This window comes from Ruegeria sp. BB6 (assembly GCF_056539385.1).
The window spans coordinates 209,581-235,139 of record NZ_JBQFUW010000003.1; the positions used below are offsets into that span (position 1 = coordinate 209,581).

General features: G+C 55.7%; 22 protein-coding genes. 9 read left to right on the forward strand and 13 right to left on the reverse strand.

Going from position 1 to position 25,559, the window contains the following annotated elements; all coding sequences use genetic code 11:
• Nucleotides 1-24 precede the first annotated feature (24 nt).
• The 7 genes from ACR0B7_RS09680 to ACR0B7_RS09710 are packed head-to-tail and all read left to right on the forward strand — an operon-like array spanning nucleotide 25 to nucleotide 6,285.
• Entirely contained in the window at nucleotides 25-879 is an 855-nt protein-coding gene (locus tag ACR0B7_RS09680) for an ABC transporter permease (protein WP_170463247.1), read from the forward strand.
• On the forward strand, nucleotides 879-1,661 hold the full coding sequence (locus ACR0B7_RS09685; protein WP_170486028.1) for an ABC transporter permease: 783 nt from the start codon (nucleotides 879-881) through the stop codon (nucleotides 1,659-1,661). The genes ACR0B7_RS09680 and ACR0B7_RS09685 overlap by 1 nt, the downstream gene beginning before the upstream one ends.
• Nucleotides 1,658-2,719 (forward strand): ABC transporter ATP-binding protein, encoded by a 1,062-nt coding sequence (locus ACR0B7_RS09690; RefSeq protein ID WP_170486027.1) that lies wholly within the window; start codon nucleotides 1,658-1,660, stop codon nucleotides 2,717-2,719. The genes ACR0B7_RS09685 and ACR0B7_RS09690 overlap by 4 nt, the downstream gene beginning before the upstream one ends.
• A gap of 24 nt (nucleotides 2,720-2,743) precedes the next feature.
• On the forward strand, nucleotides 2,744-4,030 hold the full coding sequence (locus tag ACR0B7_RS09695) for a nucleotide disphospho-sugar-binding domain-containing protein (RefSeq protein WP_170486026.1): 1,287 nt from the start codon (nucleotides 2,744-2,746) through the stop codon (nucleotides 4,028-4,030).
• Nucleotides 4,027-4,392 (forward strand): cupin domain-containing protein, encoded by a 366-nt coding sequence (locus tag ACR0B7_RS09700; protein ID WP_170463251.1) that lies wholly within the window; start codon nucleotides 4,027-4,029, stop codon nucleotides 4,390-4,392. The genes ACR0B7_RS09695 and ACR0B7_RS09700 overlap by 4 nt, the downstream gene beginning before the upstream one ends.
• Nucleotides 4,389-4,733, forward strand: a complete 345-nt coding sequence (locus tag ACR0B7_RS09705; RefSeq protein ID WP_010442245.1) for a cupin domain-containing protein — start codon at nucleotides 4,389-4,391, stop codon at nucleotides 4,731-4,733. Before ACR0B7_RS09700 ends, ACR0B7_RS09705 begins: the two co-directional genes overlap by 4 nt.
• A 34-nt stretch (nucleotides 4,734-4,767) precedes the next feature.
• Entirely contained in the window at nucleotides 4,768-6,285 is a 1,518-nt protein-coding gene (locus ACR0B7_RS09710) for an aldehyde dehydrogenase family protein (protein WP_170576732.1), read from the forward strand.
• A gap of 154 nt (nucleotides 6,286-6,439) precedes the next feature.
• Here ACR0B7_RS09710 and ACR0B7_RS09715 read toward each other — a convergent pair whose 3' ends face one another.
• The 5 genes from ACR0B7_RS09715 to ACR0B7_RS09735 all read right to left on the reverse strand — a co-directional run bounded on the left by ACR0B7_RS09715 (nucleotide 6,440) and on the right by ACR0B7_RS09735 (nucleotide 10,767).
• Nucleotides 6,440-7,309, reverse strand: a complete 870-nt coding sequence (locus tag ACR0B7_RS09715; RefSeq protein WP_170576731.1) for an ion transporter — start codon at nucleotides 7,307-7,309, stop codon at nucleotides 6,440-6,442.
• Nucleotides 7,310-7,406: 97 nt separating this feature from the next.
• Nucleotides 7,407-8,597 carry a low temperature requirement protein A gene (locus ACR0B7_RS09720; protein WP_170576730.1) on the reverse strand — a complete coding sequence of 397 codons (1,191 nt, stop codon included), beginning with the start codon at nucleotides 8,595-8,597 and terminating at the stop codon, nucleotides 7,407-7,409.
• A gap of 198 nt (nucleotides 8,598-8,795) precedes the next feature.
• The gene (locus ACR0B7_RS09725; protein WP_480681356.1) at nucleotides 8,796-9,449 is read right to left on the reverse strand and encodes a DsbA family oxidoreductase; all 654 of its coding nucleotides are present in this window, start codon (nucleotides 9,447-9,449) and stop codon (nucleotides 8,796-8,798) included.
• 3 nt (nucleotides 9,450-9,452) lie between these two features.
• A complete protein-coding gene (locus tag ACR0B7_RS09730) occupies nucleotides 9,453-10,172 on the reverse strand; it encodes a glutathione S-transferase family protein (protein WP_170559353.1) in 720 nt (239 codons plus the stop codon).
• Nucleotides 10,159-10,767, reverse strand: a complete 609-nt coding sequence (locus ACR0B7_RS09735) for an NAD(P)H-dependent oxidoreductase (RefSeq protein WP_170559355.1) — start codon at nucleotides 10,765-10,767, stop codon at nucleotides 10,159-10,161. The genes ACR0B7_RS09730 and ACR0B7_RS09735 overlap by 14 nt, the downstream gene beginning before the upstream one ends.
• A 129-nt stretch (nucleotides 10,768-10,896) precedes the next feature.
• Here ACR0B7_RS09735 and ACR0B7_RS09740 point away from each other — a divergent pair, with 129 nt between their 5' ends.
• On the forward strand, nucleotides 10,897-11,262 hold the full coding sequence (locus tag ACR0B7_RS09740) for a winged helix-turn-helix transcriptional regulator (RefSeq protein ID WP_170576729.1): 366 nt from the start codon (nucleotides 10,897-10,899) through the stop codon (nucleotides 11,260-11,262).
• A gap of 506 nt (nucleotides 11,263-11,768) precedes the next feature.
• Here ACR0B7_RS09740 and ACR0B7_RS09745 read toward each other — a convergent pair.
• From ACR0B7_RS09745 to iadA, 5 genes are all read right to left on the reverse strand, one after another.
• Nucleotides 11,769-12,590 carry an ankyrin repeat domain-containing protein gene (locus tag ACR0B7_RS09745; protein WP_170576728.1) on the reverse strand — a complete coding sequence of 274 codons (822 nt, stop codon included), beginning with the start codon at nucleotides 12,588-12,590 and terminating at the stop codon, nucleotides 11,769-11,771.
• 486 nt (nucleotides 12,591-13,076) lie between these two features.
• Nucleotides 13,077-14,813, reverse strand: a complete 1,737-nt coding sequence (locus ACR0B7_RS09750) for a Mur ligase family protein (protein ID WP_170387170.1) — start codon at nucleotides 14,811-14,813, stop codon at nucleotides 13,077-13,079.
• A gap of 14 nt (nucleotides 14,814-14,827) precedes the next feature.
• Nucleotides 14,828-17,629 carry a cyanophycin synthetase gene (gene cphA / locus ACR0B7_RS09755; RefSeq protein ID WP_170576727.1) on the reverse strand — a complete coding sequence of 934 codons (2,802 nt, stop codon included), beginning with the start codon at nucleotides 17,627-17,629 and terminating at the stop codon, nucleotides 14,828-14,830.
• 20 nt (nucleotides 17,630-17,649) lie between these two features.
• A complete protein-coding gene (locus ACR0B7_RS09760; RefSeq protein ID WP_170387166.1) occupies nucleotides 17,650-18,540 on the reverse strand; it encodes a cyanophycinase in 891 nt (296 codons plus the stop codon).
• 55 nt (nucleotides 18,541-18,595) lie between these two features.
• A complete protein-coding gene (iadA, locus tag ACR0B7_RS09765; RefSeq protein WP_170387164.1) occupies nucleotides 18,596-19,762 on the reverse strand; it encodes a beta-aspartyl-peptidase in 1,167 nt (388 codons plus the stop codon).
• 520 nt (nucleotides 19,763-20,282) lie between these two features.
• Here iadA and ACR0B7_RS09770 point away from each other — a divergent pair.
• Nucleotides 20,283-20,834 (forward strand): 2OG-Fe(II) oxygenase, encoded by a 552-nt coding sequence (locus tag ACR0B7_RS09770; RefSeq protein ID WP_170387162.1) that lies wholly within the window; start codon nucleotides 20,283-20,285, stop codon nucleotides 20,832-20,834.
• 205 nt (nucleotides 20,835-21,039) lie between these two features.
• Here ACR0B7_RS09770 and ACR0B7_RS09775 read toward each other — a convergent pair whose 3' ends face one another.
• The 3 genes from ACR0B7_RS09775 to ACR0B7_RS09785 form a co-directional block, all read right to left on the reverse strand.
• Nucleotides 21,040-22,350 (reverse strand): MFS transporter, encoded by a 1,311-nt coding sequence (locus tag ACR0B7_RS09775; RefSeq protein WP_170387160.1) that lies wholly within the window; start codon nucleotides 22,348-22,350, stop codon nucleotides 21,040-21,042.
• A gap of 400 nt (nucleotides 22,351-22,750) precedes the next feature.
• Nucleotides 22,751-24,136, reverse strand: a complete 1,386-nt coding sequence (locus ACR0B7_RS09780) for a M20 family metallopeptidase (RefSeq protein ID WP_170387158.1) — start codon at nucleotides 24,134-24,136, stop codon at nucleotides 22,751-22,753.
• Nucleotides 24,137-24,148: 12 nt separating this feature from the next.
• The gene (locus ACR0B7_RS09785) at nucleotides 24,149-25,555 is read right to left on the reverse strand and encodes an amidohydrolase (protein ID WP_170387156.1); all 1,407 of its coding nucleotides are present in this window, start codon (nucleotides 25,553-25,555) and stop codon (nucleotides 24,149-24,151) included.
• Nucleotides 25,556-25,559: the final 4 nt, after the last annotated feature.

Genomic DNA, 25,559 nt, shown 5'->3' on the forward strand with positions numbered 1-25,559 from the left:
ATCACTCCACAGATTGCCAAGAATATGACCAATCGACTGAAATCGGTGATCTTGCTGGGGCCGGGCTTGGGCTGGCTTGCGCTTCTTATGGTGGTGCCGTGTGGTCTTATTTTTACCTATGCGTTTTTTGAACGCGGTATCTATGGCGGCATCGACCACGTCTTTACATTTGAAAATTTTGTGCGGGCCGCCGATCCTCTTTACCTTGGGATCTTCTTACGCTCGGCCAAGATCGCATTTCTAGCCACGATAATCGCGATCCTGATCGCCTATCCGGCGGCCTATGCCATCACGCTGGCGCCGCGCCGTTGGCAGACCGGTTTACTGATCTTGGTGATCCTGCCGTTCTGGTCCAACTACCTAATCCGCACTTACGCCTGGATCGTGATGCTTAACCGCGAGGGCTTGATCAATAATACTCTCCAGGGGGCAGGCTTGATCGATGAGCCGCTGTCTCTGCTTTATAACAATTTCGCGGTGATCGTTGGGCTTGTCTACAACTACACCCCCTTTGTGGTTCTGGCGATCTATTCGTCGCTGAACCGCATAAATGTCGAAACCATAGAAGCCTCGGAAGATCTTGGAGCGCCCGCTTGGACCACTTTCTACCGGGTGATACTGCCACAGACCGTTCCCGGCATTGCGGCAGGTGGTGTCTTTGTTTTTGTATTGTCGATCGGCAATTTCATTACGCCCGATTTGCTTGGTGGCGGGCGACTTCAGATGGTTGGAAACCTGATCTATGACCAGTTCCTGAGCGCCCGCGACTGGCCGTTCGGAGCAACGCTGTCGATGTTCCTGATTGCGATTATGATGGGGCTTTTGTTCGCACAGGCGGTATTGGCCAATCGAGCAGCGGGACAGAGAGGGCAGGACTGATGCGGGACCGATCCAACATGGGCCTGAAGCTGCACCTGGTTTTGTTTTACACCTTTCTCTATGTGCCGATCCTTGTGCTCATGGCGTTAAGCTTTAACCGGGCCGGACTTCCAACTGTATGGACCGGGTTTTCGTTGGAATGGTACGGCAAGTTGTTTACCGCGGATCCAATACTGTCGGCGGCGCGCAACACGCTAATCGTGGCCTTAATCTCGACCGTTCTGGCGACAATAATCGGCACGCTTTTGGCGGTCGGTGTCGAGACACGGCGTAATTCTTCAGTTCTAGACGCGGTTCTGTTCGCACCGATGATCATCCCCGACATAGTTCTGGCCATCGCGCTCTTGTCCTTTTTCACCCTACTCAACATGACGCTGGGGCTTCATTCGATCATCCTCAGCCATGTCGTTTTTAACATAGCCTTTGTTGTCGCCGTGGTGCGTACGCGGATGCGCAATTTCGACCATTCGATACTTGAGGCCAGCGCCGACCTTGGGGCCAGCGAATTTACCACCTTTCGCCGCATCCTGCTGCCCGCCATCGCGCCGGGGGTTATCGCCGGGGCGCTGTTGTCTTTCACCCTGTCTGTGGACGAATTCATTATTGCCTTCTTTACCGCCGGTGCTGGGCAATCCTCGACCACGTTGCCGATGCAGATTTACGCAATGATCCGATTTGGCGTCACGCCGGAAATCAATGCGATGGCTACCATCGTCATGTTCGTTTCGTTCACGCTGGTCTTCTTCGCGCAGCGTGCCGACAAAGAGGTTTTCAGTCGATGAGCCAAGGGATTCAACTCAGGAATATAACAAAGCGATACGGTTTGGTGACCGCGATCGACAATGTTTCACTGGATATTCGCGATAACGAGTTCTTTGCACTTTTGGGCCCATCGGGCTGCGGCAAGACCACACTATTGCGGACGCTGGCAGGATTCGAAACGCCACAGGAAGGACAGGTAATCGTTGCCGGGCAGGACGTGACAAACATACGTCCCAGCAGGCGGCCCCTGAACCTGATGTTCCAATCCTATGCCTTGTTTCCGCACATGAGCGTCGAAAAAAACATCGCCTATGGGTTAGAAATGGAGAAATTACCCATGGACGAAATAGCCACGCGAGTGGCCGAGGTTCTGGAAAGTGCGAAACTTTCGGGATTTGCCGGGCGCAAGCCGGATAAGCTTTCTGGTGGGCAGCGACAGCGGGTTGCTTTGGCGCGCGCGCTGGTCAAAAGGCCAAAAGTCCTGTTGCTGGATGAGCCCCTTTCAGCTCTGGACAAGAAACTACGAGAAGAGATGCAGCTGGAGCTCAAACGGTTGCAGCACGAGGTGGGGATTACATTTCTAATTGTGACCCATGACCAGGAAGAGGCCCTAGTCATGGCCGACCGGATCGCGGTCTTGCATGATGGCAAGCTGGCGCAGGTCGGTACTCCTCACGAGCTCTACGAACACCCCGGATCGCGCTTTGTTGCAGATTTTATCGGCGTGATGAACTTTCTGGATGGTAACGCCGTCGACGGCGGTGTCGATGTCGACGGGGCGGGAATGCTGAGGGGCGTTTCCGAGCTGCGCGGTGCTGCAACGATCGCTGTGCGCCCGGAACGGGTCAGCCTGATGCAGACCGCCCCTCAAGATGGACGCAACTGCCTTCCCGGCACTGTTGAAGAAGTCGCCTATCACGGGTCAGACCTGGGTGTGCATGTACGCGTTTGCGGCGGGAGGAGCACCCTTTCCGCCCGCGTTCCCGCCAGCCAAGCCGACCGTGAAAATATCCAGCCGGGTCAGGATGTCCACTGCGTATGGGACGCGAAACATTCCCGCATCCTTCCCAACTGCTAAGCCAAATCTAACCGGAGACCTACAATGTCACAGAAAACCATCGCCTTCTTCCCCGAAGCTGCCTTTGGCCCTGCGCTGAATTCGGTTGGCATCGCGCAGGCCTGCGAGAAACTGGGCCATAAGGCTGTATTTCTAAGCGATCCCGGCTTTGTCGAGGTATATGAAGGTTATGGGTTTGAGGCGCATCCTGTTGCCCTGTCCGAGCCGATGGAACCCGAGGCGATGGCAAAGTTCTGGGAGGATTTCATCAACGGTCACATCCCAAATTTTCGCAAAGCCCCGATCGACCAGATCGATAACTACGTCAAGGATTGCTGGGAGGCGATCGTCGACAGCGCAAAATGGGCGCAAAAAGATCTGCCCGAGGTATTGGCAAAAATCAAACCAGATATGATCTGCGTGGATAATGTCATTATGTTCCCAGCCATCAAGCAGTTCGGCGTACCGTGGGTGCGGATCATCTCATGTTCCGAAAACGAAATCCCGGACCCGATTGTGCCGCCGCACTTGTCGGGCTGCCGGGTGGATGACCGCGAGGGCATGGAGGCCTATGAGGCAAAGTTCCACGATGTGATCAAGCCGATCCACGACGACTACAATGCGTTCCTAGCCAGATGCAACGAAGACGCCTATCCGATTGGAGAGTTTTTCGAAGCGTCGCCCACAATGAACCTTCTGCTTTATCCCGAGCCGGCAAAGTACGAACGGCAGAACCCACTGGACCCAAACCGGTTTCAGTATCTTGAAGGTTGCGTGCGCGAAGAAGAACCCTTTGAGGTGCCAACGTTTAAGTCCAACAATGACAAACCACTTCTCTATGTATCTTTCGGGTCGCTTGGCGCAGGCGACACCGACCTGCTAAAGAGGATCATTTCGACCATTTCCAGGTTGCCCTACCGGGCGCTCGTAAATGTCGGGGATTACATTGACGAATACACAGACATTCCCGACAACGTGCACATACAGAGCTGGTATCCCCAGCCTTCGGTAATTCCGCAGGTTGACGCGGTGATACATCATGGCGGTAACAACTCGTTCACAGAGTGCCTATATTTCGGCAAAGCAGCAATCATTATGCCCTATGTCTGGGACGGCCACGATAACGCCACCCGTGTTCAGGAAACCGGCCACGGGTTCGGGTTTCACCGATACGACTGGACCGATGATGAATTGGCTATTGCCCTCGACAAATGTATCAACGATCCAGGAATGCAGGCGAAGATGGCGGCAACCTCTGCTCACATGCAGTCACGGCATGGCCCGACCAAGGCAGCTGGCATTCTCGACGAAATCCTGAAAGCCGCGGAATGAGCAGCGCCCCGCATCTTTCGGAAATCTCGACCCGCACCGACCTCACGGACTGGGGGCTACAGCCGGACATGATTGAAGGCCAGTCGCATTCATCGGGTATGCTGGTTCACAAGGGTCCTGACAACCGGCCGGAGATCGGCGCATGGGTCTGTACTCCAGGCCGCTGGCGCCTAACGATACCGCGTGACGAGTTCTGCTATTTTGTGCAAGGCCGCGCGGTCTATCGGTCGGATGCAGGCGAAAGCATCGAAGTTACGCCCGGAACGGCCGTACTATTCCTCGCCGGTTGGGTAGGGGAATGCACTGTCGAGGAAACATTGCGCAACACCTACTACCTAACGGATCGCGAACCTGAAACATGACCACGCCACGTATGCAAAACCCGCTCCAGCAGACTGATCTTGTCGATTGGGGGGTAATCCCGACGATGATTGAAGGGCAATCCCGCACCTCGGGAAAGTTGATCCACAAGGGGCCTGACGGCCAGTCAGAATGCGGCCTTTGGGTCTGCACTCCCGGTAAGTGGGAATGTCACGTCACCAAGGACGAGTTCTGCCACTTTCTGGAAGGCCGCTGTACCTATGTCCATGAAAGCGGCGAGGTAATTGAGATTACGCCCGATACGGCGGCCTTTTTTCCGCAGGACTGGAAAGGCGTTTGCACTGTCCACGAGACGGTCAAGAAAGTGTACATGATCCGCTAACGGCTCAATGCCTGTCAAATAAGGAGGCTGCCAAATGCGTGACCCGTTCAAATCCAGCTACTACCTTAACCCCAAGCATGTGCCATTGGAGGGTGGTGGGACCACTCTGTTCAACCCGTCTACCTTGCAGCCCGTCGGGGTTTTTGGTGAACCGTCGCCGCAGATCGTGGACCAGGTTCTGGACCGGGTCAATGCGGCGCAAAGGAAGTGGTCTGCAATGGACTGCAAGTCTCGCGCGCGGGTATTGCACCAGATCGCCAACGACATCGATAGCGGCGACATGACTGAGATCGCCCGCTTGATGACACTGGAAACGGGCAAACCTTACCCTGAATCGATCGGCGAGATTGCGAACATCCCGCCGGTTTTCCGGTACTATGCCGAGATGGCGCGCAATGACGCTGGCAAGATCGCCGGCACGATGCAAACTGGATCTTTTCAGTATCAGACATTCGAGCCCTACGGCGTATCCGTGCATGTGGTTCCGTACAATTTTCCCCTCATTCTTGGCTGCTGGTCGATGGCCGCATCACTTGCCGCAGGTAACGGTGTAGTGTTGAAAGCCTCACCCGCAGGAACTTTGTGCACGATGGCGTTCATGGAGTTTTTTCGAGCGTTGCCCCAAGACCTGATAGCTTGCCTGCCGGGGGGGGCAGACGTGGGCAAACAGCTGATTGCCAGCCCCAAAACCCATGTGGTCGCTTTTACAGGGTCCGTGCCGACAGGTCGTGCAGTCGCAGTGGCCGCAGCAGAGAACCTGAAACCCGCAGTGATCGAGGCTGGGGGAAGCGATCCACTGATCGTCAGTAAACACGCCGACATCGCGGTCGCTGCCGCCGGGGCGGTTACCGCTGCATTTTTGCAGTCGGGCCAGGTTTGCACATCGTCTGAACGGATTTTTGTAGTGGATGACGTGTACGACGATTTTGTCGATGAATTCGTGACCCGAACCCGGAAACTGCGCATCGGTGACGGCATGGGGGTGGCGGAAATCGGACCTTTGGTCTCCAAGAGGGTGCGCGACAAGGTCGAGCGGCTAGTGCGCGATGCAACTGAGAAAGGCGCGGTGGTTGAGGTAGGAGGCGGTATCCCGGATGACGTCGGGCCGGGTTGGTTTTTCGAACCAACGATCCTGACCGGCGTCACGACGGACATGGCGCTAACTCAGGAAGAGGTCTTTGGGCCAGTCGCCTCGGTCATTCGGGTGAGCGACTTTGACCAAGCGCTTGAAATGGCAAACGCGTCACAATTCGGTCTTGGCGGATGCCTGTTTACCGGCGACTTGGACGAGGCATTTCAAGGGGTGAACAAGCTACAGGTGGGGATGGTCTGGGTCAACAACCCGCTCGTAGACAACGATGCCTTGCCTTTTGGCGGCGTCAAGAATTCTGGGCTTGGGCGCACGCTAGGCCTTCAAGGCCTCGAGGCTTTCAGACGACCCAAGATGGTCGTGATTGATCCAAAGGCGAAGGAGGCGGATTGGTGGTATCCATATCCCGACGACTGGTTCTATTCAGATGACGTACAGGGCGGGAGAAAGCACACCGGCTAGGGTGATCGGTGCGACCTGATCGACTCTACAACTGAAGATGAGATAACGGCAGGATTGTCCGCGTAGCAGACATTCAATGAATTCTGCCGAACGTCTGCTCCGAGCCCGGTGCGGACGCCCGACCCAAGTCAATTGAAGGTGTTTCGCAGAAAAGTCAGTCTTCATAAACAGGCTTGGTATTTTGGGTCGTCGGTTGGCCACAGGTGGGGCAGCGATCGACCTGCGGCACCGTTTCGGCATGCACGCGATTTCGTATGTGGTCAGCAGCGCGGCGCGACAGGCCCAATTGCTTGCGAACGGCGTCAATAACGGCCTCGTCCGCCTCACAGATATCGCCGTCTTCTAGGGCTTTTCGAAATTCACGCTCTAGGCTTGCGCGTCGGCGGTGCAACTGGTCATTTAGACCGCTTGCGATGATCCCTGCAGGCAATGCGGCCATACCTATGCCGATCACCGTGATCGCTGCTCCGAAGACCTTCCCCGCGACCGTGACCGGGGTCACGTCGCCATAGCCAACGGTCGTAAGTGTCGCCATAGCCCACCACATTGCCGCCGGGATTGAGCCGAACGCATCTGGTTGCACCTCATGCTCTGCCAGCCAAGCACCGCTTGCGGCAAATATCAGCATCACCATCAAGATAAAGAAACCGGCGAAAAAAGCGCCAGCCTCTTCTTCAAATACAGCGAGAAGCATGCCGAGCGCAGGCGAGTACCGAGTGAGTTTGAGTAGCCGCAACATACGGAAAGTTCGAAGCAGTCGCAGGTCAACCGGAAAGATCAGGTAAAGCAGCGCAGGCAGCACAGCCAGTAAGTCGATGATCGCGATCGGAGACACAGCCCAGGAGGCGCGCGTTTTATAGCTTGGGTTCTCGGTCGAGACCCAAAGTCTGGCAACGTATTCGACCACGAACACGAACAAGGAAAGGCCTTCGAACAGGTTAAGCGCGAAACCCCAACGAGCATAGATGGAAGCGACCGTCTCAAGGATAACTGCAGCTACGTTCAGCGTGATCAGTGCGATCAAAGCTATTTCCAACAACCAAGGGCCTGTGGCTGCCCGGTCTGGGCGCTCCAGCCACCAATAGACCCTCTGCCTCAAATAGCTTGAATCTGTCACAACCTCACTCATCTCGGAACTTCATCCATGCGCGCGTCAAAGGTATCGCGATCTGTGATAGCAAAGCTGTCCCCCAGATCAGGTTACCAACCAATGAAGGAACATGTGGGACGATATAGAAACAGGCAATTGCCAGAACGATCCCAAACACTCGGATATCCCAGCGCCCGAAGTCTGAGGCCAAGCGGTGCTCAATGACGTTCTGAAGCACCCAAAGCATGGCTATGTAACCTGCAAGACCAAAACAGCCAATGGCTGCATATTCGGTTGGGTAAGGTTCCCAAAACCCGACCTTGACCTCCGCTGCAAGTGCCACGCCAACCATGACTCCGCACAACATCAGTACCAGATGCGCAAGCCACCAGATTACTAATGTCGACACTTTTTTGTCTTTTGGTTTGGCATTACCGACAAAGTCGAAATAAATCCAACACATCACAAACATCGAAACGCCGCCGATAACAAAGTTGACCAGAACGTCAGGCGAAACTTTATAGATTCCCTTCTCTGACAGAGTGACGACCAGTTTGAAGAACCCTTCGCCTAAAACGATCAGTGTCAAAAGGGCAAACCGCTCGGCCATGTGGCCAAGGCGTGGGACGAAGCGCTCAAAGCGCAGAACAGTGACGCCGGGGATCATGTACATCGCCTGCGTGGCAACCATCGCGGCCGCAAACACCCAATACGCAAGTGGTGCGGGAAGAAACGCCGTGATGGCAAAGATCACTGCAAAGACCGAGAAGTTGCGGATCTGCGCCGTCGACATCGACTCGCCTGATGAATTGGCCCGCCTGGCGCGATAATACAACGCCGCGATCATGCCCCGGTTTGCGGCAAAACCCAACGCAAAGAAAACCCAGCCTTTGCCGTCGATGGCCGGGATCGCCGCGGCCATAAACATCACCGTGCAGATCATCACGGCCATGACCAGGCGATGCCAGAAATCAGTACTGACGTAGATCGAGTTGAAAATACTGAGCTCACCCCACGCGTACCAGAGCGTGATGAAGACTCCGGCGAACACAAGAAACCCATGCAGATCGAGGTGATGTGACAGATAGTTGCCCAGCAAGAATATCGTCACGACATGGATCAGGTCATAGAACAACTCGGCCCAGTGGACATGGTCATGCGCGTGGTCGAGGTCTTGATGATGTTGCGGCTTTCGCCACATGGGGTGGTCATGCAGTGCCATAAATTGGAAACTCTTGAAAGTTGGCAGACTGTAGTGGCCGGCATGCGGCCACTTTGATTGAGTTGCTATTTAAAGACGAAGGTTGTCGTGGAGACCAAGACCTTGCAACCCCCGTAACGGTTGTTAAGCGAGGGCATGCCGGACGACATCAATCTAATCGCGCGGCAATCACGCAACTCGGGCCTGTACTCACCGGCCTCACGCGGCCCTGTTATCTTGCAGATGTATCAGGATGCGGGCGTAGTTTTCTTCGCCTTGCGCACCAGTTACAAGGTGACGTTGGTCGAACACCATTGCCGGAACACCTTGAACGCCTTGGCGGATCCAGAACTCCTCTTTCTGGCGCACGCCGTCGGCCCGTTCTCCGCTTTGCAACATGGCCAGCGCATTGGCGCGGTTCAGCCCGATGCCAGCGGCCGCGTCGGCGAGAACCTGCATGTCCGAGACATCCTCGCGGTGCGTAAAGAAGGCCGCAAAAAGGGCCTGCTTCATCTCGTGGCCTTTGCCCTGCTCTGTGGCCCAGTTGATCAACTGATGCGCGCGGAAGGTGTTATACATCCGCATGTCATCGGCGTAGTTGAACGTGAACCCAAGTGCTGCGCCCATCTCGGTGAGGCGGGCACGCGCCTTGATCGATCCTTCCAATGTGGTCCCGTATTTTGCCGCCAGGTGTTCGCGCAGGTTCTCCCCACCCTCGGCCATCTGCGGATTCAACTCGAATGGATGCGAATAGATATCCAGTTTGGTCTGGGTGTCGCGCGCGGCTTTGGCAAGTTGGTGGTAGCCGATCACACACCAAGGGCAAACAACGTCTGACACGATATCGACGCGAATGGGCAGAGCAGCTTGCACGGTTCAGGTTCCTTTCACATCGCTGGAAAAGCGCGACGCGTTTTCCTTGGCAAAGGCGCTGGCATCTGCGTTGGCATCCCAGAATTGGGGGTTGGCCTTTGGGATGGTCAACGCACGCTGCACGGCCGGCCGGGCATCAATGCGGTCGAACCAAGCATTCAGATGCGACAGGTCCGACACATCTACCCTTGCCCAGACATATGCACGAGCCCACGGGTACAGCATCATATCGGCAATGGTGTATTCGTCTGCAGCGATCCATTCGCGCCCGTCCAGACGCGAGTTCATCACCTCCATCAAGCGGCGGCTTTCATCCACGTAGCGGCGGATTGAGAACGGCTCTTCATGGCCATTGGGCGCGGCGATGTGCTGGAAATACATCGCCTGTCCCATCATCGGTCCTACGTGACCAACCTGAAACAGCATCCATTGCATGACCTCGGACCGTTTGACCGGGTCCGATGGCAGAAATTTTCCGTATTTTTCGGCCAGATACCACAGGATCGCGCCGGATTCGAAAATCGCGCGCCCTTCCGAACGGTCTTCGATGGTCGGGATCTTTCCGTTCGGGTTCAGCGCCAGATAATCCGGCGCTTTTTGTTCCTGTTTGGAAAAGTTGATGTGAGTCAGGTCGTAGGGGATCCCTGCCTCTTCCAAAAAGATAACTGGCTTGTAGCCGTTCATCGTGCCGGCGGTATAAAGATGGATATCAGGCTGGGACATGTTCAACCTCGGCAAATGTGGTTTTCAGATGCTTGTCAAATCGAGCGAAATCGGCGTCGATTTCCGGGTTCTTCATAACATCGAACGCAGCAAAGGTCGGCAGGGGCTGCATGGCAAGGAATTTTGCGTTCAGATGCATCGGCGTCAGCAAGTCGTCGACGCTGCCACCGGCAAAGAACGGCTCGGATTCATTGTTAAACGCTTCTTTCGGGGCGTTGAACGTCACTGAAAGCATGTAAGTCTTATCGCTCAGCGCGCCTCCCATCCCATAATTGGCCTTCGGTGCTTCTGCCGTCCGACCGTCACCGGTACTTAGCCGTCCATCCATTCCAGCGGTGTAAACTTCATCCATGTATTTCTTGAAAACCCACGGAACTCCCATCCAATTCACCGGAAACTGCATGATGACTGTGTCGGCCCATAGGTGCGCCTCAACCTCAGCATTCGCGTCATAGCCTTCGGCGACAGTTGCCACGCGTACCTCGTGACCCATTGCGGTCAGCATGTCGCGCGCGCGCTCTGTTAGGCTGGCGTTCAACTGTCCGGGGGCGAAGTCGTAGGGCTGCGTACCGTTCACGATCAGGATTTTGCTCATGTCCATATCCTATTTGTGTAATCTTGAACCCTTGACTTTCTTGGGGCTCAGAGAGCATTTGATGGTACAGGTGTTGAAAATCAACTAGTATACTTTTGGTAACCTAGCTATCTGGGCGAAAGGACGACGATGCGGGCACGAATTGATGAGGATGCAAAGGGGCGCCGGAAGGTCACGGAGGCCTGTCTGGAGCCATGTGCAATCGAACGCGGTATGCGGATCATCGGCGGAAAATGGACTGGGTCTATCTTATGGCACCTCAAAGATGGTCCTGTGCGTTTCAACGATCTGTCGCGCATGATCGGCGGGGCAAGCAAGAAGATGATCACCGAGCGATTGCGTCAGCTTGAGGAGCAGGGCCTGGTGCGTCGGCAGGTTATGGATACGTCACCTGTTTCAGTGCAATACTCGGTGACCGAGTTTGGTCAGACTGCTCTTTGTTTTCTTGATGAACTTCGAAAGTGGAGCGAAGAGCTGCCTAACGGCTTACAATGATGACTTTAGTCAGTGTTCAATGATCTGAAGGCTGGGGTTTTTCTGACTGCGTACCGAACGAGGTTTCCACAAATTTGCGGATGAAGTGACAAGGTTACTTGCAACAGTAGTCCAAGAGTTTGCTTTTTCGAAGAAAGTAGTGCGAACAAATTTCTGCCGGCCGCTCAGTGCCATTTGAACCGACAGGTGACGTAACAGCTGTCCCGCAGGAAACTAGGTTTATTGAACTAGGTTCTGGTATCCACAGCGAACGGCTGCTTTGGCGGCCGCACCGCGGCAGCGGCTTTGCCAAGTAAGCGGCAGCAAAGACCGGTCGATATGCATTGCGATTTCCGCTTTGTCCGCAAAGCAGTCATTCATGACAAGTGCAGCGAACGACTGTTTTGAGCCCAATGTGACCGATGCTTCATGGCAAACAATTTTCGGAGTGGGTGAAATGCAGACGTTCGCTACACTTTGTCATCTCCCAGCAAAGCGGGACAAACTGGTCGCCATCCGAATTCAGCTCAATCTTTCAATGTTGCGAGATATGCAATGATATCCACGCGATCTTTTTCATTTTCAATTCCGAGCATCACTTTGGTCGTCCCGGGTACAAACTGATATGGGCTAGCGAGATAGCTATTCAGTGTATCTGCATCCCACACCAAACCTAATTCGCGCAAATAACTTGAATAAGAAAACTCGGGATCGGACGCAGTGGGTCGTTCGAATACTCCCCAAAAGTTGGGCCCATTATCACCTGTTATCCCCGTCGACGAAGGTTTGCCGTGGCAGACTTCGCACCCCTTGGCTAGAAACTCTCCATTTGAAACATTGGCACCTTGCAACTTATCGGCAATCGGTTGGCTCTCTACTCGCTGTGGCGCTCCCGCTTCGATGAGCACCTCGGCGATTTCCATGTGCCCCGCTCTCAGCGCCTGATGCAAAGGAGTTGAGATATATGGTTCATAGCTGGCTGGATCCGCCCCAGCCTCAATGAGCACTTTTACTACTTCGATATGACCATACCCGGCCGCATGGTGGAGAGCGGTTCCAACCGTATAAATATCATTTCCCTGATAGAAAAAAATTGTGGGATCGGCACCTCGCTCAAGAAGAAGTTCAACCAACTCAGTATGGCCGAATTTTGCCGCAACAAAAAGCGGTGTAACGCCCGGTGCACTTGTCATGTTCGTACTGCGAAGTTCGAGCGGCACACCCTTGTCTAGCTCTGCGAGAACGCCCTCAATATTTCCACGTTTGGCGTGAAGATGGATGATTTCCGCCAATGCCTTCTCAAACGGAAAGATGAACAGCGACAGAGTAACTATAATTAGTCGAAACATATGCGCCTCCGAATTCAACGGCTTAAGCCAATCATAAGCAGATTGAGTCGTTGTACCAAATTCTACGGAAGAAATGGGTTCCTGTGCGACGTTCGCGCCAGTTCGTCAGCTTTGTGGTCGCTCGCAAAAGAAGTATTACCACCATCGCAACGCATGATGGCTAAGCGGGCTGCATCCGCAGCAATTGAGTCAATTTATGGATGTCGGCTCGGAGTCAATTTCGAGGGCCTGCTGCTTCGCACAGAACGACAGCATTTTCCGCACTGCGGTCGTTGAGTGGAATTCACTCAAAGTCTCCACTGAGCCCAAAGTACCGGATACTGCGCAACGATCACTTGGCGGGTTCTGCACCGTAGTCTGCCTCCGATCGGTCTCAGGTCGAAGGTGCAACATTTTTGGTGCATACTTCCCTGCCTGTTTGCATTTGCGCGCGCTTACATCGCCGTGTGCTAGCTACAACTGCGTGACACCGGCACCCGGCTCTGTTTATCCGTCGAGCATCGCGAGCACGGCGTCGCGTTCGGACAGGACCAACAGCAAGGCAAGATCACCCGGTTCCAGCTTTTCCAATATCATCGAGGCAGCTAGAGAGGGCGAAGATGCTCTCAGGACTTGTTGCGCGTCATATCCCTGTTCTAAGGCGGATTTTTTGATCAGGTCCGGGATTTCTCCCAATTCGCGACCTCTTAAATACCCTTCCAGTTCGGCTGCGACGACCACGTCGGGCTGGAAATTTAACGCCGTCGCGGTAACGTCCCGAATATCCTGATCCGACCGATCGCCAGCATGGCTGAGCATAATGTAACGCCGTTTCGCCGGTAGGCTTGACAGCGCATCGCAAACGGCCGAAATCGAATGCGGGTTATGCGCAAAATCCACAAAAACACGCGCATTATTGTAACTAAACTCGTTGCAGCGTCCGGGGTTGTCCTTGGCGTCGGGTTTGAACCCGGCCAACCCATCCCGAGCCCCCTGAACGGGCAAGTCCAGTGCCAAGGCAAGGCACAGGGCCGCCAGCGCGTTCAGGATATTGTATTTCGCAGCGCCGCCCATGGTCAGGGGAACATCGGAAACTGCAATGACTACCTGTTCGACCGCACCGTCGAAAAAGACGATATCTCCCTCCTGCACATAGGCGCAGCACTTGCCCGCATCACGCGCCTGACGGACAAGGTTGTTCTGCGCATCCAGCGAGAACCACCAGATATTTGCGGATGTATTTTCCGCTTCTGCGCGGACATACAAGTCATCGGCATTCAGTGCTAGCACGCCACCCTCGGCCAGCGTGCGATGCACGGCGAATTTGGCCTGAGCCAGTTCCGGCACCGTGTTGACCCCGTATTGCCCCAGATGGTCGTTTGCCACATTGGTGACCGCCGCTGCCGTTGCCGCGCGGGTCGGCAGCCCCCGGCGCAGGATTCCTCCGCGCGCGACTTCCAGACAGGCGACCTCCAGCCTTTTGTCACGCAACAGCATTCGCCCGCCGCCGGGGCCGGAATAATCGCCACGGTCGAGAATGTCGTCTCCCACCCGCACAAATTCGGTCGAGGTCAGCCCGGCAACCTTGCCCGAAGCGCGCGCGATCGCCTCAAGTAAACGGGTTGTGGTTGTTTTGCCGTTGGTTCCGGTTATGAAGGCCACCGGGATATTGTGCAGAGCCGACCAGTCCAAGTCATCGGGGGTAGGCAGCGCATCGACCGGCCAGGTCTGACTGCCAGTACCGTGCCCGATCGACACTTCGTCATCATCGCACAGGATATCCACACCATGCGCTTCTGCTGCCGCAATCAGGGCGATCAGCGCGGGATTGGCTTCTTTCTCCATAACGCTTTTGACATCCGCAACCATCTGATCGAAATCGCCGGGCTCGGATGCCAACAGTTCGGCAGCACAGAAATGCCAGACGGTTTGCACCGCGAAGATAGCGGAATAGAGCTGATCCATCGGTGCTGAAATCGCCAGATTGACGCCACCGGTGAAACTGCGGTGGGTTACGTCCTGATCCTGCCAGCCAAGTGCGTCCAGCACGCGGCGCGCGTGTTTTTCCCACAAAGCAGTGACCTGCGCGGTGCCGGTATCGGTGAAAAACACATCCATCACCGCGCCGGGGCGGTTCCACAACAGTCCCGGCCCAGTCAAGCGTCGGGCATCGTCTACCCGGACATGATCGGCGTACGCGCTTTCAATTGTCAGCGCGTTTTCAAGCTCTTCTATCCGGTCCATTCCGGTACCCCCGCTTAATCCGCGTCTTCGCTGATGTCGCGGGCTAGGCGCACGCCGCGCGCATCCCGGATCAGGTTCTGGTCGCTTTCGAACATGTCCTCGAACGAGGTGTCGATGGGGCTTGCCACCGGCGCAGCCTCTGTGACCGGCGCTTCGCTATCGGAGTTGAAATAGATGATCTGCTTCCAGCAGCGCGTTGTGTCATCACCGAAAATCACCAGCAGATCGCCCGGTGCGGCCCGTTCCAACGCTGCAGTCACCGCTTCGACCTCATCCGGGATGATCGTGATCGCGGCATCATCGACGCCGTTGTCGATCAGGGCCTGCCGCATCATTTGCGGTACTTCGTCGTGTCCACGGCCCCGGCGGCGGTCATCTGCCTTGCAGATGAAATGATCAAAATGCCCGGCCAATGCGGCGGCCCCGTCGATGATATCCTCATCGCGCCGGTCGCCGGGCATCGCAACAACGCACAGCCTTCGGCCCTTGACCTCCAACTGATCGGCCAGAGCCGCCATCGCCTTGAGCGCGGCAGGGTTGTGGCCATAGTCGAGGATCACCTTGAAGGGATGCTCGTCATAGACATTCATCCGCCCGGGTGCCTGGAAATAGCTGGTGTCGAAGGTGCGCAGCCCATGGCGGATATTGTCCAGATCCACTCCGAAACTATAGGCCATCGCGGCGGCGAACATCGCGTTCTGGACGTTGAAAATGGCCTTGCCTTCCAATGCCGCCGGGATCAGATGCGACCACAGCACCGGGATATGAAGACCGTTGTCATAAATGGTCAGCATGTCACCATTCATGCCCTTTTCAAGCACAATTGCCTTGCCGCCTGCCTTGATATGTTCCTTGACCAGGCTGTGCCCCGGATTGGTGGTGACATAAAAGATCTGATCTGCACCGGCATAGTCGGCCATTTTCAAACAGTTGATGTCATCGGCATTCAGAACTGCCGTGTCGGTGGCGCTTTCCACCACCACGCGTTTGACAACGGCCAGTTCCTCAACCGTGTTGATGCCGCCAAGACCCAGATGATCTGCCGAGACGTTCAGGCAGGCCGCTACGTTCGAGCGCTGATAGCCCAGACCCGAGCGCACAAGTCCGCCGCGTGCGGTTTCCATCACCGCAAAATCGACAGCCGGGTCGCGCAGAACGATCTGTGCCGACTTAGGTCCCGTCATGTCGCCCTTCACGCTCAGCTTGCCGTCAACATAAACGCCATCGGTCGAGGTCATGCCAACGGTCTTGCCGCTGGTTTTCATGATGTGCCCCAGCATCCTTGAAGTGGTCGTCTTGCCGTTGGTTCCGGTGATTGCCGCGATGGGAATGCGGGTTTCCTCGGTGGCCGGAAACAGCATGTCGATCACTTTGCCCGCCACGTCGCGCGGCTGACCTTCGGACGGTGCCACGTGCATCCGGAAACCAGGGGCGGCGTTCACCTCGACAATCGCGCCGCCGATATCCTTGTAGGATTTGGTGATGTCGTCGATCAGGAAATCGACGCCGCCCACATCCAGCCCGACGGCCATGATGGCACGCTCGGCCATGTCACGGTTGTCAGGGTGCACCACATCCGTCAGATCTATGGCCGTGCCGCCAGTCGACAGGTTCGCGGTTGATCGCAGATAGAAGACCTCGCCGTCAGGCAGCACAGTTTCTTCCGTCACGCCCGCATTTTCCATCAGGCGGTTGGCCTGATTGTCGATCTCCAGCATGGTCAGCACTTTTTCATGCCCGATGCCACGGCGCGGATCCTCGTTCACGATATCGACCAGTTCGGCAATCGTGTGCGTGCCATCGCCCACCACATGGCCCGGCACGCGCTTGGCTACAGCGACCAGCTTGTTGTTCACCACCAGCATCCGGTGATCGAACCCGGTGATGAAGCTTTCCACCAGAATGGCGCGGCTGCGGGAATGTTCCTTGGCTTCGGCAAAGCCTGCCTCGACCTCTTCATCCGAGTTCAGGTTGATCGAAACACCACGCCCATGATTGGCATCGAGCGGTTTGACCACCACCGGGTGCCCGATCCGCGCGGCGGCGCGCACGGCTTCACGCGCGGAATAGATCATGCGTTGCTGCGGCACAGGCAGGCCCAGATCGTTCAGCAGATTGTGGGTGTCTTCCTTGTCGCAGGAAATCTCGACCGAGATATGCTTGGTCTCAGAGGTTATGGTTGCCTGAATGCGTTTCTGGTATTTACCGTGCCCGAACTGAACCAGTGACCCAGAATTCAGCCTGATCCAAGGGATGTCACGCTCTTGCGCGGCCTTAACCAATGAGCCGGTTGAGGGACCAAACTCCTTGCGCTGCGCCCGCAGCACAAAGCTACGCAACTCGTCATCCCAGTTGAATTCCGGGTCGAAGTCGTAGTCCACCTGTTCCTTGAGGGATTGCGGCAATAGATGCATCAGCAGCCGCATTGCAAGCTTGCCTGCGTCCAGACCAACATCGCGCTGGCGGTATTCGTAAACCATGTTGTATTGGCCGGGTTCGCCTGTGCCGCGCGTGCGGCCAAAGGTTACATCCGAACCGGCCACGTTCTGCACTTCGATGGCACAATGTTCCAAAACATGACCAAGCCAAGTGCCTTCATCTTCGCGCAATCGGCGGATGAAACCACCGGGTTCGCGGTAGGAACAGCCATGTTCCGCCAGACCGGGAAGGGCCTGGGTCAATGCATCAATAAACTCGGAACCAATTTTGGCCGAAGGCCAATCTTCCAGAACGCCCAGATCAATGACGTGGCGAATGACCGGAAAACTTGCCCAGACATTCGGGCCGACAAAGATATTGGTCGAGATTATTTTCATGAGGCTCCCCGTTGGTTAGCTTATTGTTTCCCCCCGTTGGCGGCCTCATCCTCGGACAGATCCGGCAATGTGCAGAACGCCATATGCTCATCTGGCGGAAAAGCCTGGCGAGCCGTCAGATCATAACGGCACCCTTCACCCAGAACGTCAAGCCGAAGTCCAAGAAGGCTGAGTGCTTCGCCGCGACGGGCATCCCACATCGAAGAATGGGTCAAATGGCTGGCATCCACCACGGTAACCGTTCCGCTGCCGATTACTTCAAAGACGTTATCGGGCCCAATGAAGGCCGCCGTGTCTTCGTCAACGCCCAATCCGATTAGAAAAGGGTTAAAAGATGAAGCGGTTAGCAATCGACCCAGGCGGTTGCGTTGGGTGAAGTGCTGATCAATGATGACGGCGTTGGTCAGACCCATACCGGGAGCCAGCGTGATGTTACCTTCGGCTGGACCAGAGTTGCTGCTGCCACCTGCTACCATATGCTCGGACATGATCGAAGCACCGGCCGATGTTCCTGCAACCGGCACCCCTGCCGCGTTTCGGCGCCGGATTTTCTGGGCGACCAGCGTGCCTCCAAGAATCGCTGACAGGCGCAACTGGTTCCCACCGGTCATAAAAATTCCGGTAGCACGATCCAGCATCCCCGCGTAATCCGGGTTGTCGCAATCGGCGCGGCGCGAGATAGGCAGGAATTCAACCTTGCCTGCACCAAGCTCGGAAAAGATGCGGTTATAGTCCGGTCCGGTTTCTTCCAGCATCGAGGCTGTCGGGATTACGACGATATCAGCGTCGGCACCGCCGGACAGTTCTACGAACTTTCGGTGAATCTGCATTTCCTTTACGCGGTCTTCACCGCCGCCGATCGGAATGATGAACCCGCGCGGGGTTTCTGCATCAACGGGTGCAGGGCACATATCTTAACTACCTTCCGGTGCTATAGCGGGCAGCCACCGGGGACCGCGCGGACGCTCAAACCTGTTCATACATGCCGCGTCGGGCTATCTGGCCGTCGCGTACATGCCATTCCCCCCGGGCCATCACATGCCGCACGGCAGTGTTTTCGTCAAGAACGACCAAATCAGCGTCCATACCCACGTTCAGACGACCTTTTTGGTGCAGCTTCAGCAGGTCGGCGACATTTGAGGTCAGCGGAGCCAGCGCTTCGGGCATTGGTACTCCTCTGTTGGTGAGTTCGCGCAGCGTGTCCGGCAAAGTGTCCGACAAACCCACACCAAACCGTGTCAGATTGCCTTCATGGTCAAAGGCGGGCAGGCAGCCACCACCGTCAGAGCTGATGGTGAACCGGTCGGCGTGACCGCCCAAATCGCGAAACTGAATGTAGGCCTCAGTAGCAGAGATGCCCGGCTCGACATGTCCGCAGGGGAATGCGGTAGCGTCGATGTAACATCCGTGCCGTGCTAGCGCCACGGCCTGTTCGAAGAGTGGTTTGTTGCGATTGACATGGGTTGGATTGAAGACGCGTGCGGGGATTTCGCAGGTCGCGATAGCTTGTTCCAACATTGACAGCCCTCGCTCGCCATCTCCCATATGGCAATGCACAATCCCCGCCTTGCCAGTCATCAGGCCTGCGACATGCGCTTCGCTTGCGATCCGCAGAAACTCGTCCAATGTCGGTTGGCTCGACCGGTGATCACTGATCGCCAGTTCCCCAACACCGATGACCGGATCAAGGAACACAATGTCTCCACGGGCTGAACCGGTGAGGGTGGTCAGTGGGACGTGATAGCCACCGGTGTGACACCAGGCTGAAAGTCCTTCTTCGCGCAACCCATAGGCCTGTTGCACCAGCGTCTGCGTGTTGCGGGTCAGATCGTCCGTGCCCAATACTCCAACGACTGAAGTGACACCGGCACGCGTGAAAGAGGACAGGACAAGCGGCGGCACCCGACTGGCTGGTCCGGTTTCACCGCCACCGCCAGTTATATGCGCATGCCCATCAATAAAACCCGGAACAACCGCTGCGCCTTCGACGTCAATGATCTCTGCCTGAAGCTGGACAGGCAATTCGGGTTTATTGCTGCCGAGGTAAATGATGCGTTCACCCGCAGTGAGAATATGGCCCAAACCAACAGGTTCAGGTGAATAGAGGCGCGCATTCTTGATGAGCTTCAACACGTTGCAAATCCGTCAGTAGGAGCGAAGACGTCCTTCTTTGCACCAAATGGCAGCAGAATAACCATCCCCTTTTTCGGGGAAAGCGTAGATGTCGGTCGTACGCCACTAGCAGACAATGAGAAAAATGAAGCGGATGGCAAGGTTGTCCGCGAAGTAGTCGTGTTTAAGGGTTGCGGCGAACGGTTGCTCCGAGCCCAATCTGTCTTATGCTGCGGAACAGCCGAATGTCCGCTTTTCTCCCGGGCGACCATCACGGTACGCGCCATCGCAATGACCTTAAGCCAGCGTGGAATAAACCTCGGCAACTCGCTGAAAGGTCCAATAGCAGGCGATAGCCGCACATCGTATACCGTTTGGGATCCGAGAACGTCTAGGGTGAATTCCAAATCCGGATTCCTGGACCCAAAACAATTGAGATTGTAGAAAAATTACGTCGCTTTCAGCCTCTTAGGTCGAAAACAGCGTAGCGCCATCTGTGCGTTTTGGCAAAATCCAGTTCCAATCAAAAATGGTGTACAGAATGCTGGAAGTTCATTCGATTCCCGGTGCATTTACCGCGCGGGAATGTGAGCAGATTGTTGCTGCATCACAAAAAGCCCCGGCGAACGAGGCTCTGCTTGTCGGGCAAAACAAGGATCATAATCTGCGCAGAGCGGATGTGACCTGGCTGGACGACGTCGAAGGCTCTGATTGGGTGATGTCACGCCTGATCAATGTTGTCCGTCGCTCCAACACCGACAAGTTTGGCTTTGATCTGAGCGAGTTCGCCGAAAGTCCGCAGATTGCCTGCTATAAAGCATCAGATGGTGGTCATTTTGCGTGGCATTCCGATATCGGCGACGGGCCTGTTGCCCGAAAAAGAAAGCTGTCGCTGGTGGTTCAACTCAGCAAACCCGGAATGTACGACGGCGGAGACTTGGAGATAATGCCGGGCGCTTATGCTGTAACGGCCAGCCGACATCAGGGCAGCGCGACCATCTTTCCCAGCTTCTTGTTGCATCAGGTGACACCGGTTGAGAATGGTGATCGGTATTCGTTGACGGTCTGGGCGCATGGCCCGACGTTTCGGTGATGATTTCCGTACTCGTTTGATTAAGAGTCCGAGACTACAAGGCTAACGGTTCCTTTCGTGTAGGAAACAGAGTCGAAAGAGTTAAGCTTGCCTTTAACACATTCGCTGAAATGGCATTTCTTGTAGTCCAACGTCTCTGCTAAATCCTAGAAGCTGCACGGTACTGACGCCTGAGTTGCTTTGGTCACTCAATGGCTGGCTTCTATTATGTATCAGTCGGTAAGCGACTGGCGACTGATTTCTCATGGACTAAGTTTGGCAGGCTCACCATATCAGAAGCAACTTTGCCAGCTTCCTTTGAAGTACTTTCGATAGATATGCGTGTCTGGCCCAACCGGGGGTGCAGCTTACGAGCCAGAACCCACGTCCAAAGCAAACCTGCGCCACCCGCAGCGAACACGCCAGAGAGCGGTGCAGCGAGAAGAACCAGCCAGGCGGCACCAGGTGTAATAATACCCGAAACGTCGCGAAAGCTCGCGTATATTGCTGACATCTCAGTTCGTTCGGAAGGTTTGACTGCGAGAAGGAACGGCAAACCAGCGGAAACATCGAGCAAGATCAGGAAAATCGAGCCCATCATTAAGAATGCGATTGTGACTTCAGGGATTCCGAATGGAACTCCAGCAAAAAGAAACAGCAGCCCGGACATGAGGAATCCGGTTCTGACTGCTGCGCGTACCGAACTGCGCTGCATGAAACGAAGCATCAGTGGGGTGCAAAACAGGGCGGCATTGGAAATCGATAAAGCAATCCCTCCAAGCTGGCTGCCTAGCCCGTTCTGAACCGCATAGATGGGCAGGTATACGACATAAATCCACCACCCACAGGAACGAACGACCGCGAATACCCATCCGGCAACCAATCGCGGTTGCGCAAAAAACCTCCCGAAATAGGCGAACGGATTTGCGGGAGCGCTTTGGCTTCTGGTGATGAGCCTGCCGTTTCCGAGGCGCATAACAAGAAAGATGAGCAGCATGACAATCGCCGCACCGGCTGCAATCAGGAACGGCGCTGGTCGCCACCATTCGTACAATATCGCGCCAAGTGCAGGCCCAGCCGTCCAACCCAGCGCACTGTAAAAAAGCCGCGATGTCTCAAAACGTCCCAGTTCAATCCTGGCAACATGGTCGAGTACATAGGCGTTGAAGCACACAAATGTCGTCACAACGGCGAAAGTCGTGAGTGCGAGCCCCGCAATAACGGCAGCAGGGGTCGCAACGGTCGTCACAACCGCACCCGCGACGTACGAAAGAGTGCCGAACACATAGACCCATCTCCGTGGGACAAACCGGATCAGGTAGGGAACCAGAAGACCGATCAAGAGTGATACCGCGCCAATGGCGAAATAAATTTCGGATACAAATCGCGCATCCTTCAGCGCGTTGTACATCGCTACCGGAAAGACAGAGATCAAAATACCCCTGGCAATCGCCTCCGTTCCCGCCAGAATGGCGAATCCCCGCACGCTGGGTGCTGGCGCATGGCGAAGCCATTCTGGTATTCGACGTTCGTGCATGAGAAGTGCTCAATGGACTGGGAACTAGTCAAACCTGTTTCCTCATTTTATCTTTCCTGCCAGCGACCCGATGTCGTTTTTGCTAATCGTGCAAGTTACAAAAATTCAAAAACGGAATTTCGTTTTCTCTTTTTGGGAGCCCGCTTCGCTGGCGTTCAATTTTCAACGCTGATTACACCGAAAGGATAGCTTGAACTCGGGCTGGATTGGCCCAGTAGAATGGCCGCAAACCGGAAATCATTGTTCGACCGAAAAATCTACCGCTGCGGATGCAAGCACTTTCAGTATGAGCAATAGTCGTGGCTACAAAAGTCGGTTTTGTCCGCAAAGCGGTCAGTTAAAGTCGGGAGTGCGATACCCGCCCGATCCAGGTATGGATGAAAGCCTTTGTGGCGCGCGGTCAGAGTGGCCTGGCAAGGTCACCAATATCCCAGAAAAGACCGGCCATTGCCCGCAATGCATCACGCGACACCGACTTCAACACGTGTTCGTTTGGCGCGTGCTGTGAACAGCCACGATAGGAATGAGGCACCCAAATCGTTGGGAGGCCGAGCACATCGGAAAAGACCTCATTGGGCAGGGAACCGGCGAGATTTGGCAGAATATGTGGCCGCTTTCCAGACGTTTCTTCCAGCGAACGCGCGACAAACGACACCCAAGAATGCTCCGGCGATGTCCGCGTCGCATCGAAAAATCCGCGGTCGTGAGGTTTGATCTTAACGATCTGAAATCCTCTTGCATCAAGGTGGCGACGAAGGGCCGACAGGATACCGGCTTGATCGGTGCCAACAACGAAGCGGAGCTGACAGGCGGCCTTGGCATATCCCGAGATCGCGTTAACCGGCTCTTCGGGGACACCGCTTTTCATTGCGAGGATCGCAAAGCTGTTCCAGCCAAAGACCCGTTCGGCCGGTGTCAGACTTTCTTCGCCCCAGTCTTCGTCAATCTTCGGACCGCCATCTCCGCCTACCGGCAAATTGCGCAGGGTATGCCGGATGTCTTCGGTTAGGCTGGTCGGCCGCCACTCTGGTATTTGGATTTGGCCCCTCACATCGGTGATCGTCGAGAGGGCTTGCGCAAGGATCATCGCGGGGTCGGCAAGCAAACCGCCCCAGTTACCGGAATGATGCGCGCCGTCTCGAAGGTCAACGATGAGGTCGAACGAATTGCCGCCCCGTGCACCCATGAACATCGTCGGCGTGTCTGACTGAAGGCGTGGTCCGTCCGATGCGATCAGGACATCCGCGGCAAGGTTTTCTTTGTGCGTGGCGCAAAACTCCGACAGCCCCGGCGACCCCATCTCCTCACCCATTTCAATAAGGATTCGAATGTTGAAGCCGAGTGATCCACGAGCGTCGATGACGGAGCTCAACGCAGCCAAGTTGATGAGGTGTTGTCCCTTGTTGTCAGCGGTACCGCGTCCGAAGAGGCGATCGCCCTCATCCACAAGACGAAACGGGTAAAGCCCGTTGCGCCACTGATCGGTTTGGGCGCGGATCACGTCGCCATGCCCATAGGACAGGATCGTTGGGCCTGTGTCGTCCTCGATGCGTTCAGCGACAAGGATAGGACCTGCATCTGGCACAGGGTTCGGGTGTATTGCACAGGAGAACCCAAGACTGTGCAGGCGCGGAACGAGGGCTTCTTCAAGATAGCGCGGAAGTTCCGCCGCTTTCTCTGGTGTCTGGCTCTCCGTCTCATGGGCAACCAGTTCGCTAAGATCGGTTGCAAATCGACCGCTGTCAAAATATTCGGCGACGTTGTCTATGGCAGCAGCGCGGGTCATGTTCACTTTCCCTCAGACAGGTGGGCGCACGTCTGCAGGGATCGGACATGTGTACGGCGTTTCGCCCAGATGGTCTTGATGCGTCGCGCGCGCAGCATCGATGCGTGACGGGTCCTCAACCAGTCGACAGGCTGTCGCGGCCATTGCCTTTGCGGCGTAGATCATGCCTTTGTGCGCTGCGGGTGCCTTGCCTTGTGCAACTGTTTGCCAGGTATGAAATGGCGTTCCAATTGCGCAGGTCGCGACCCGAGCCTGAACCGTCGGAACAGCCCAACTCACATCCCCGACATCTGTTGAGCCTTCGCCACCATCGCTGTGGCGATCAAGAGGTGCGATGAAGTCGCAGAGTGCGAGATCCTTTCTGGGCTTAGCTCCGATCCGCTTGAAGGTCGTGTTGATGTCAGCCGTGGTCAATGTAGTCTGAATCTCACGGGCAAAGCTGAGGTCTGACTCGTCAAAGGCGACGGGTCCGAGTTTCTCTAGCTCGTGCTGCATGGTTTCTTCCAAAGGACGGTTTCCAAGCAGGTTTGAAACGCCGGAAAAGACCTGACTTGTGACCTGCGTTCCGGTCATCAGCGCCGCACCATCTGCGATCTTTCTGACACGCGTAACCAGATCGGCGAGGTCGGGTAGCGAACTGGCGCGGACGAGCTGGCGCACCGTGGCCTTGGCCTGCACCACGTTCGGCGCAACACCACCTGCATCGAGATAGGCGTAGTGCACCCGGGCGCTGTCGGGCATGTGCTCGCGCAGGTAATTTACACCGATGTTCATCAGTTCAACCGCATCAAGCGCCGACCTACCCAATTCCGGTGCACCCGCCGCATGGGCAGCTTTTCCATGAAAAGTGAAATCGATCCGGGTGTTTGCGAGCGATCTGGCCTCATTCACGCCTGTGAAGGTCGCTGGATGCCACGAGATGGCTGCGTCGACATCATCGAACAGTCCTTCACGCACCATGTATGTCTTGGCCGCGCCCCCTTCTTCAGCGGGGCAGCCATAGTATCGCACACGGCCCTTGATGCCGTTTTCGGCCAGCCAGTCTTTCACCGCCGTCGCGGCCAAGAGTGCGGCGGCCCCTAACAGATTGTGACCACACCCATGCCCGTTGCCGCCCTCTTCAAGCGGCTGATGTTCAGCCACACCCGGCGCCTGGCTCAGATATGGCAGCGCATCGAACTCACCGAGGATGGCAATCACCGGACCCTCGTCTCCTGCTTCGCCAATCACGGCCGTAGGAATGCCAGCTGCGTTCTCTGTTATCTTGAACCCCTGAGCGCGTAACATCTGCACATGTTCGGCGACGGACTTGTACTCGGCATAAAGCGTCTCGGGCGTGTCAAAGACTCGATCTGACAAGGCGATAAAATCATCACGATGGCGGTCGACGTGGTCCCAGATCGGATCGGCGTTTTTCAAGGGG

Excerpts from the sequence above, each read along its gene's own strand:
- ACR0B7_RS09680 (WP_170463247.1), top strand. The coding sequence starts at position 25 with ATGACCAATCGACTGAAATCGGTGATCTTGCTGGGGCCGGGCTTGGGC.
- ACR0B7_RS09685 (WP_170486028.1), top strand. The coding sequence starts at position 879 with ATGCGGGACCGATCCAACATGGGCCTGAAGCTGCACCTGGTTTTGTTT.
- ACR0B7_RS09690 (WP_170486027.1), top strand. The coding sequence starts at position 1,658 with ATGAGCCAAGGGATTCAACTCAGGAATATAACAAAGCGATACGGTTTG.
- ACR0B7_RS09695 (WP_170486026.1), top strand. The coding sequence starts at position 2,744 with ATGTCACAGAAAACCATCGCCTTCTTCCCCGAAGCTGCCTTTGGCCCT.
- ACR0B7_RS09700 (WP_170463251.1), top strand. The coding sequence starts at position 4,027 with ATGAGCAGCGCCCCGCATCTTTCGGAAATCTCGACCCGCACCGACCTC.
- ACR0B7_RS09705 (WP_010442245.1), top strand. The coding sequence starts at position 4,389 with ATGACCACGCCACGTATGCAAAACCCGCTCCAGCAGACTGATCTTGTC.
- ACR0B7_RS09710 (WP_170576732.1), top strand. The coding sequence starts at position 4,768 with ATGCGTGACCCGTTCAAATCCAGCTACTACCTTAACCCCAAGCATGTG.
- ACR0B7_RS09720 (WP_170576730.1), bottom strand. The coding sequence starts at position 8,597 with ATGGCACTGCATGACCACCCCATGTGGCGAAAGCCGCAACATCATCAA.
- ACR0B7_RS09730 (WP_170559353.1), bottom strand. The coding sequence starts at position 10,172 with ATGTCCCAGCCTGATATCCATCTTTATACCGCCGGCACGATGAACGGC.
- ACR0B7_RS09735 (WP_170559355.1), bottom strand. The coding sequence starts at position 10,767 with ATGAGCAAAATCCTGATCGTGAACGGTACGCAGCCCTACGACTTCGCC.
- ACR0B7_RS09740 (WP_170576729.1), top strand. The coding sequence starts at position 10,897 with ATGCGGGCACGAATTGATGAGGATGCAAAGGGGCGCCGGAAGGTCACG.
- ACR0B7_RS09745 (WP_170576728.1), bottom strand. The coding sequence starts at position 12,590 with ATGTTTCGACTAATTATAGTTACTCTGTCGCTGTTCATCTTTCCGTTT.
- ACR0B7_RS09750 (WP_170387170.1), bottom strand. The coding sequence starts at position 14,813 with ATGGACCGGATAGAAGAGCTTGAAAACGCGCTGACAATTGAAAGCGCG.
- cphA (WP_170576727.1), bottom strand. The coding sequence starts at position 17,629 with ATGAAAATAATCTCGACCAATATCTTTGTCGGCCCGAATGTCTGGGCA.
- ACR0B7_RS09760 (WP_170387166.1), bottom strand. The coding sequence starts at position 18,540 with ATGTGCCCTGCACCCGTTGATGCAGAAACCCCGCGCGGGTTCATCATT.
- ACR0B7_RS09770 (WP_170387162.1), top strand. The coding sequence starts at position 20,283 with ATGCTGGAAGTTCATTCGATTCCCGGTGCATTTACCGCGCGGGAATGT.
- ACR0B7_RS09775 (WP_170387160.1), bottom strand. The coding sequence starts at position 22,350 with ATGCACGAACGTCGAATACCAGAATGGCTTCGCCATGCGCCAGCACCC.
- ACR0B7_RS09780 (WP_170387158.1), bottom strand. The coding sequence starts at position 24,136 with ATGACCCGCGCTGCTGCCATAGACAACGTCGCCGAATATTTTGACAGC.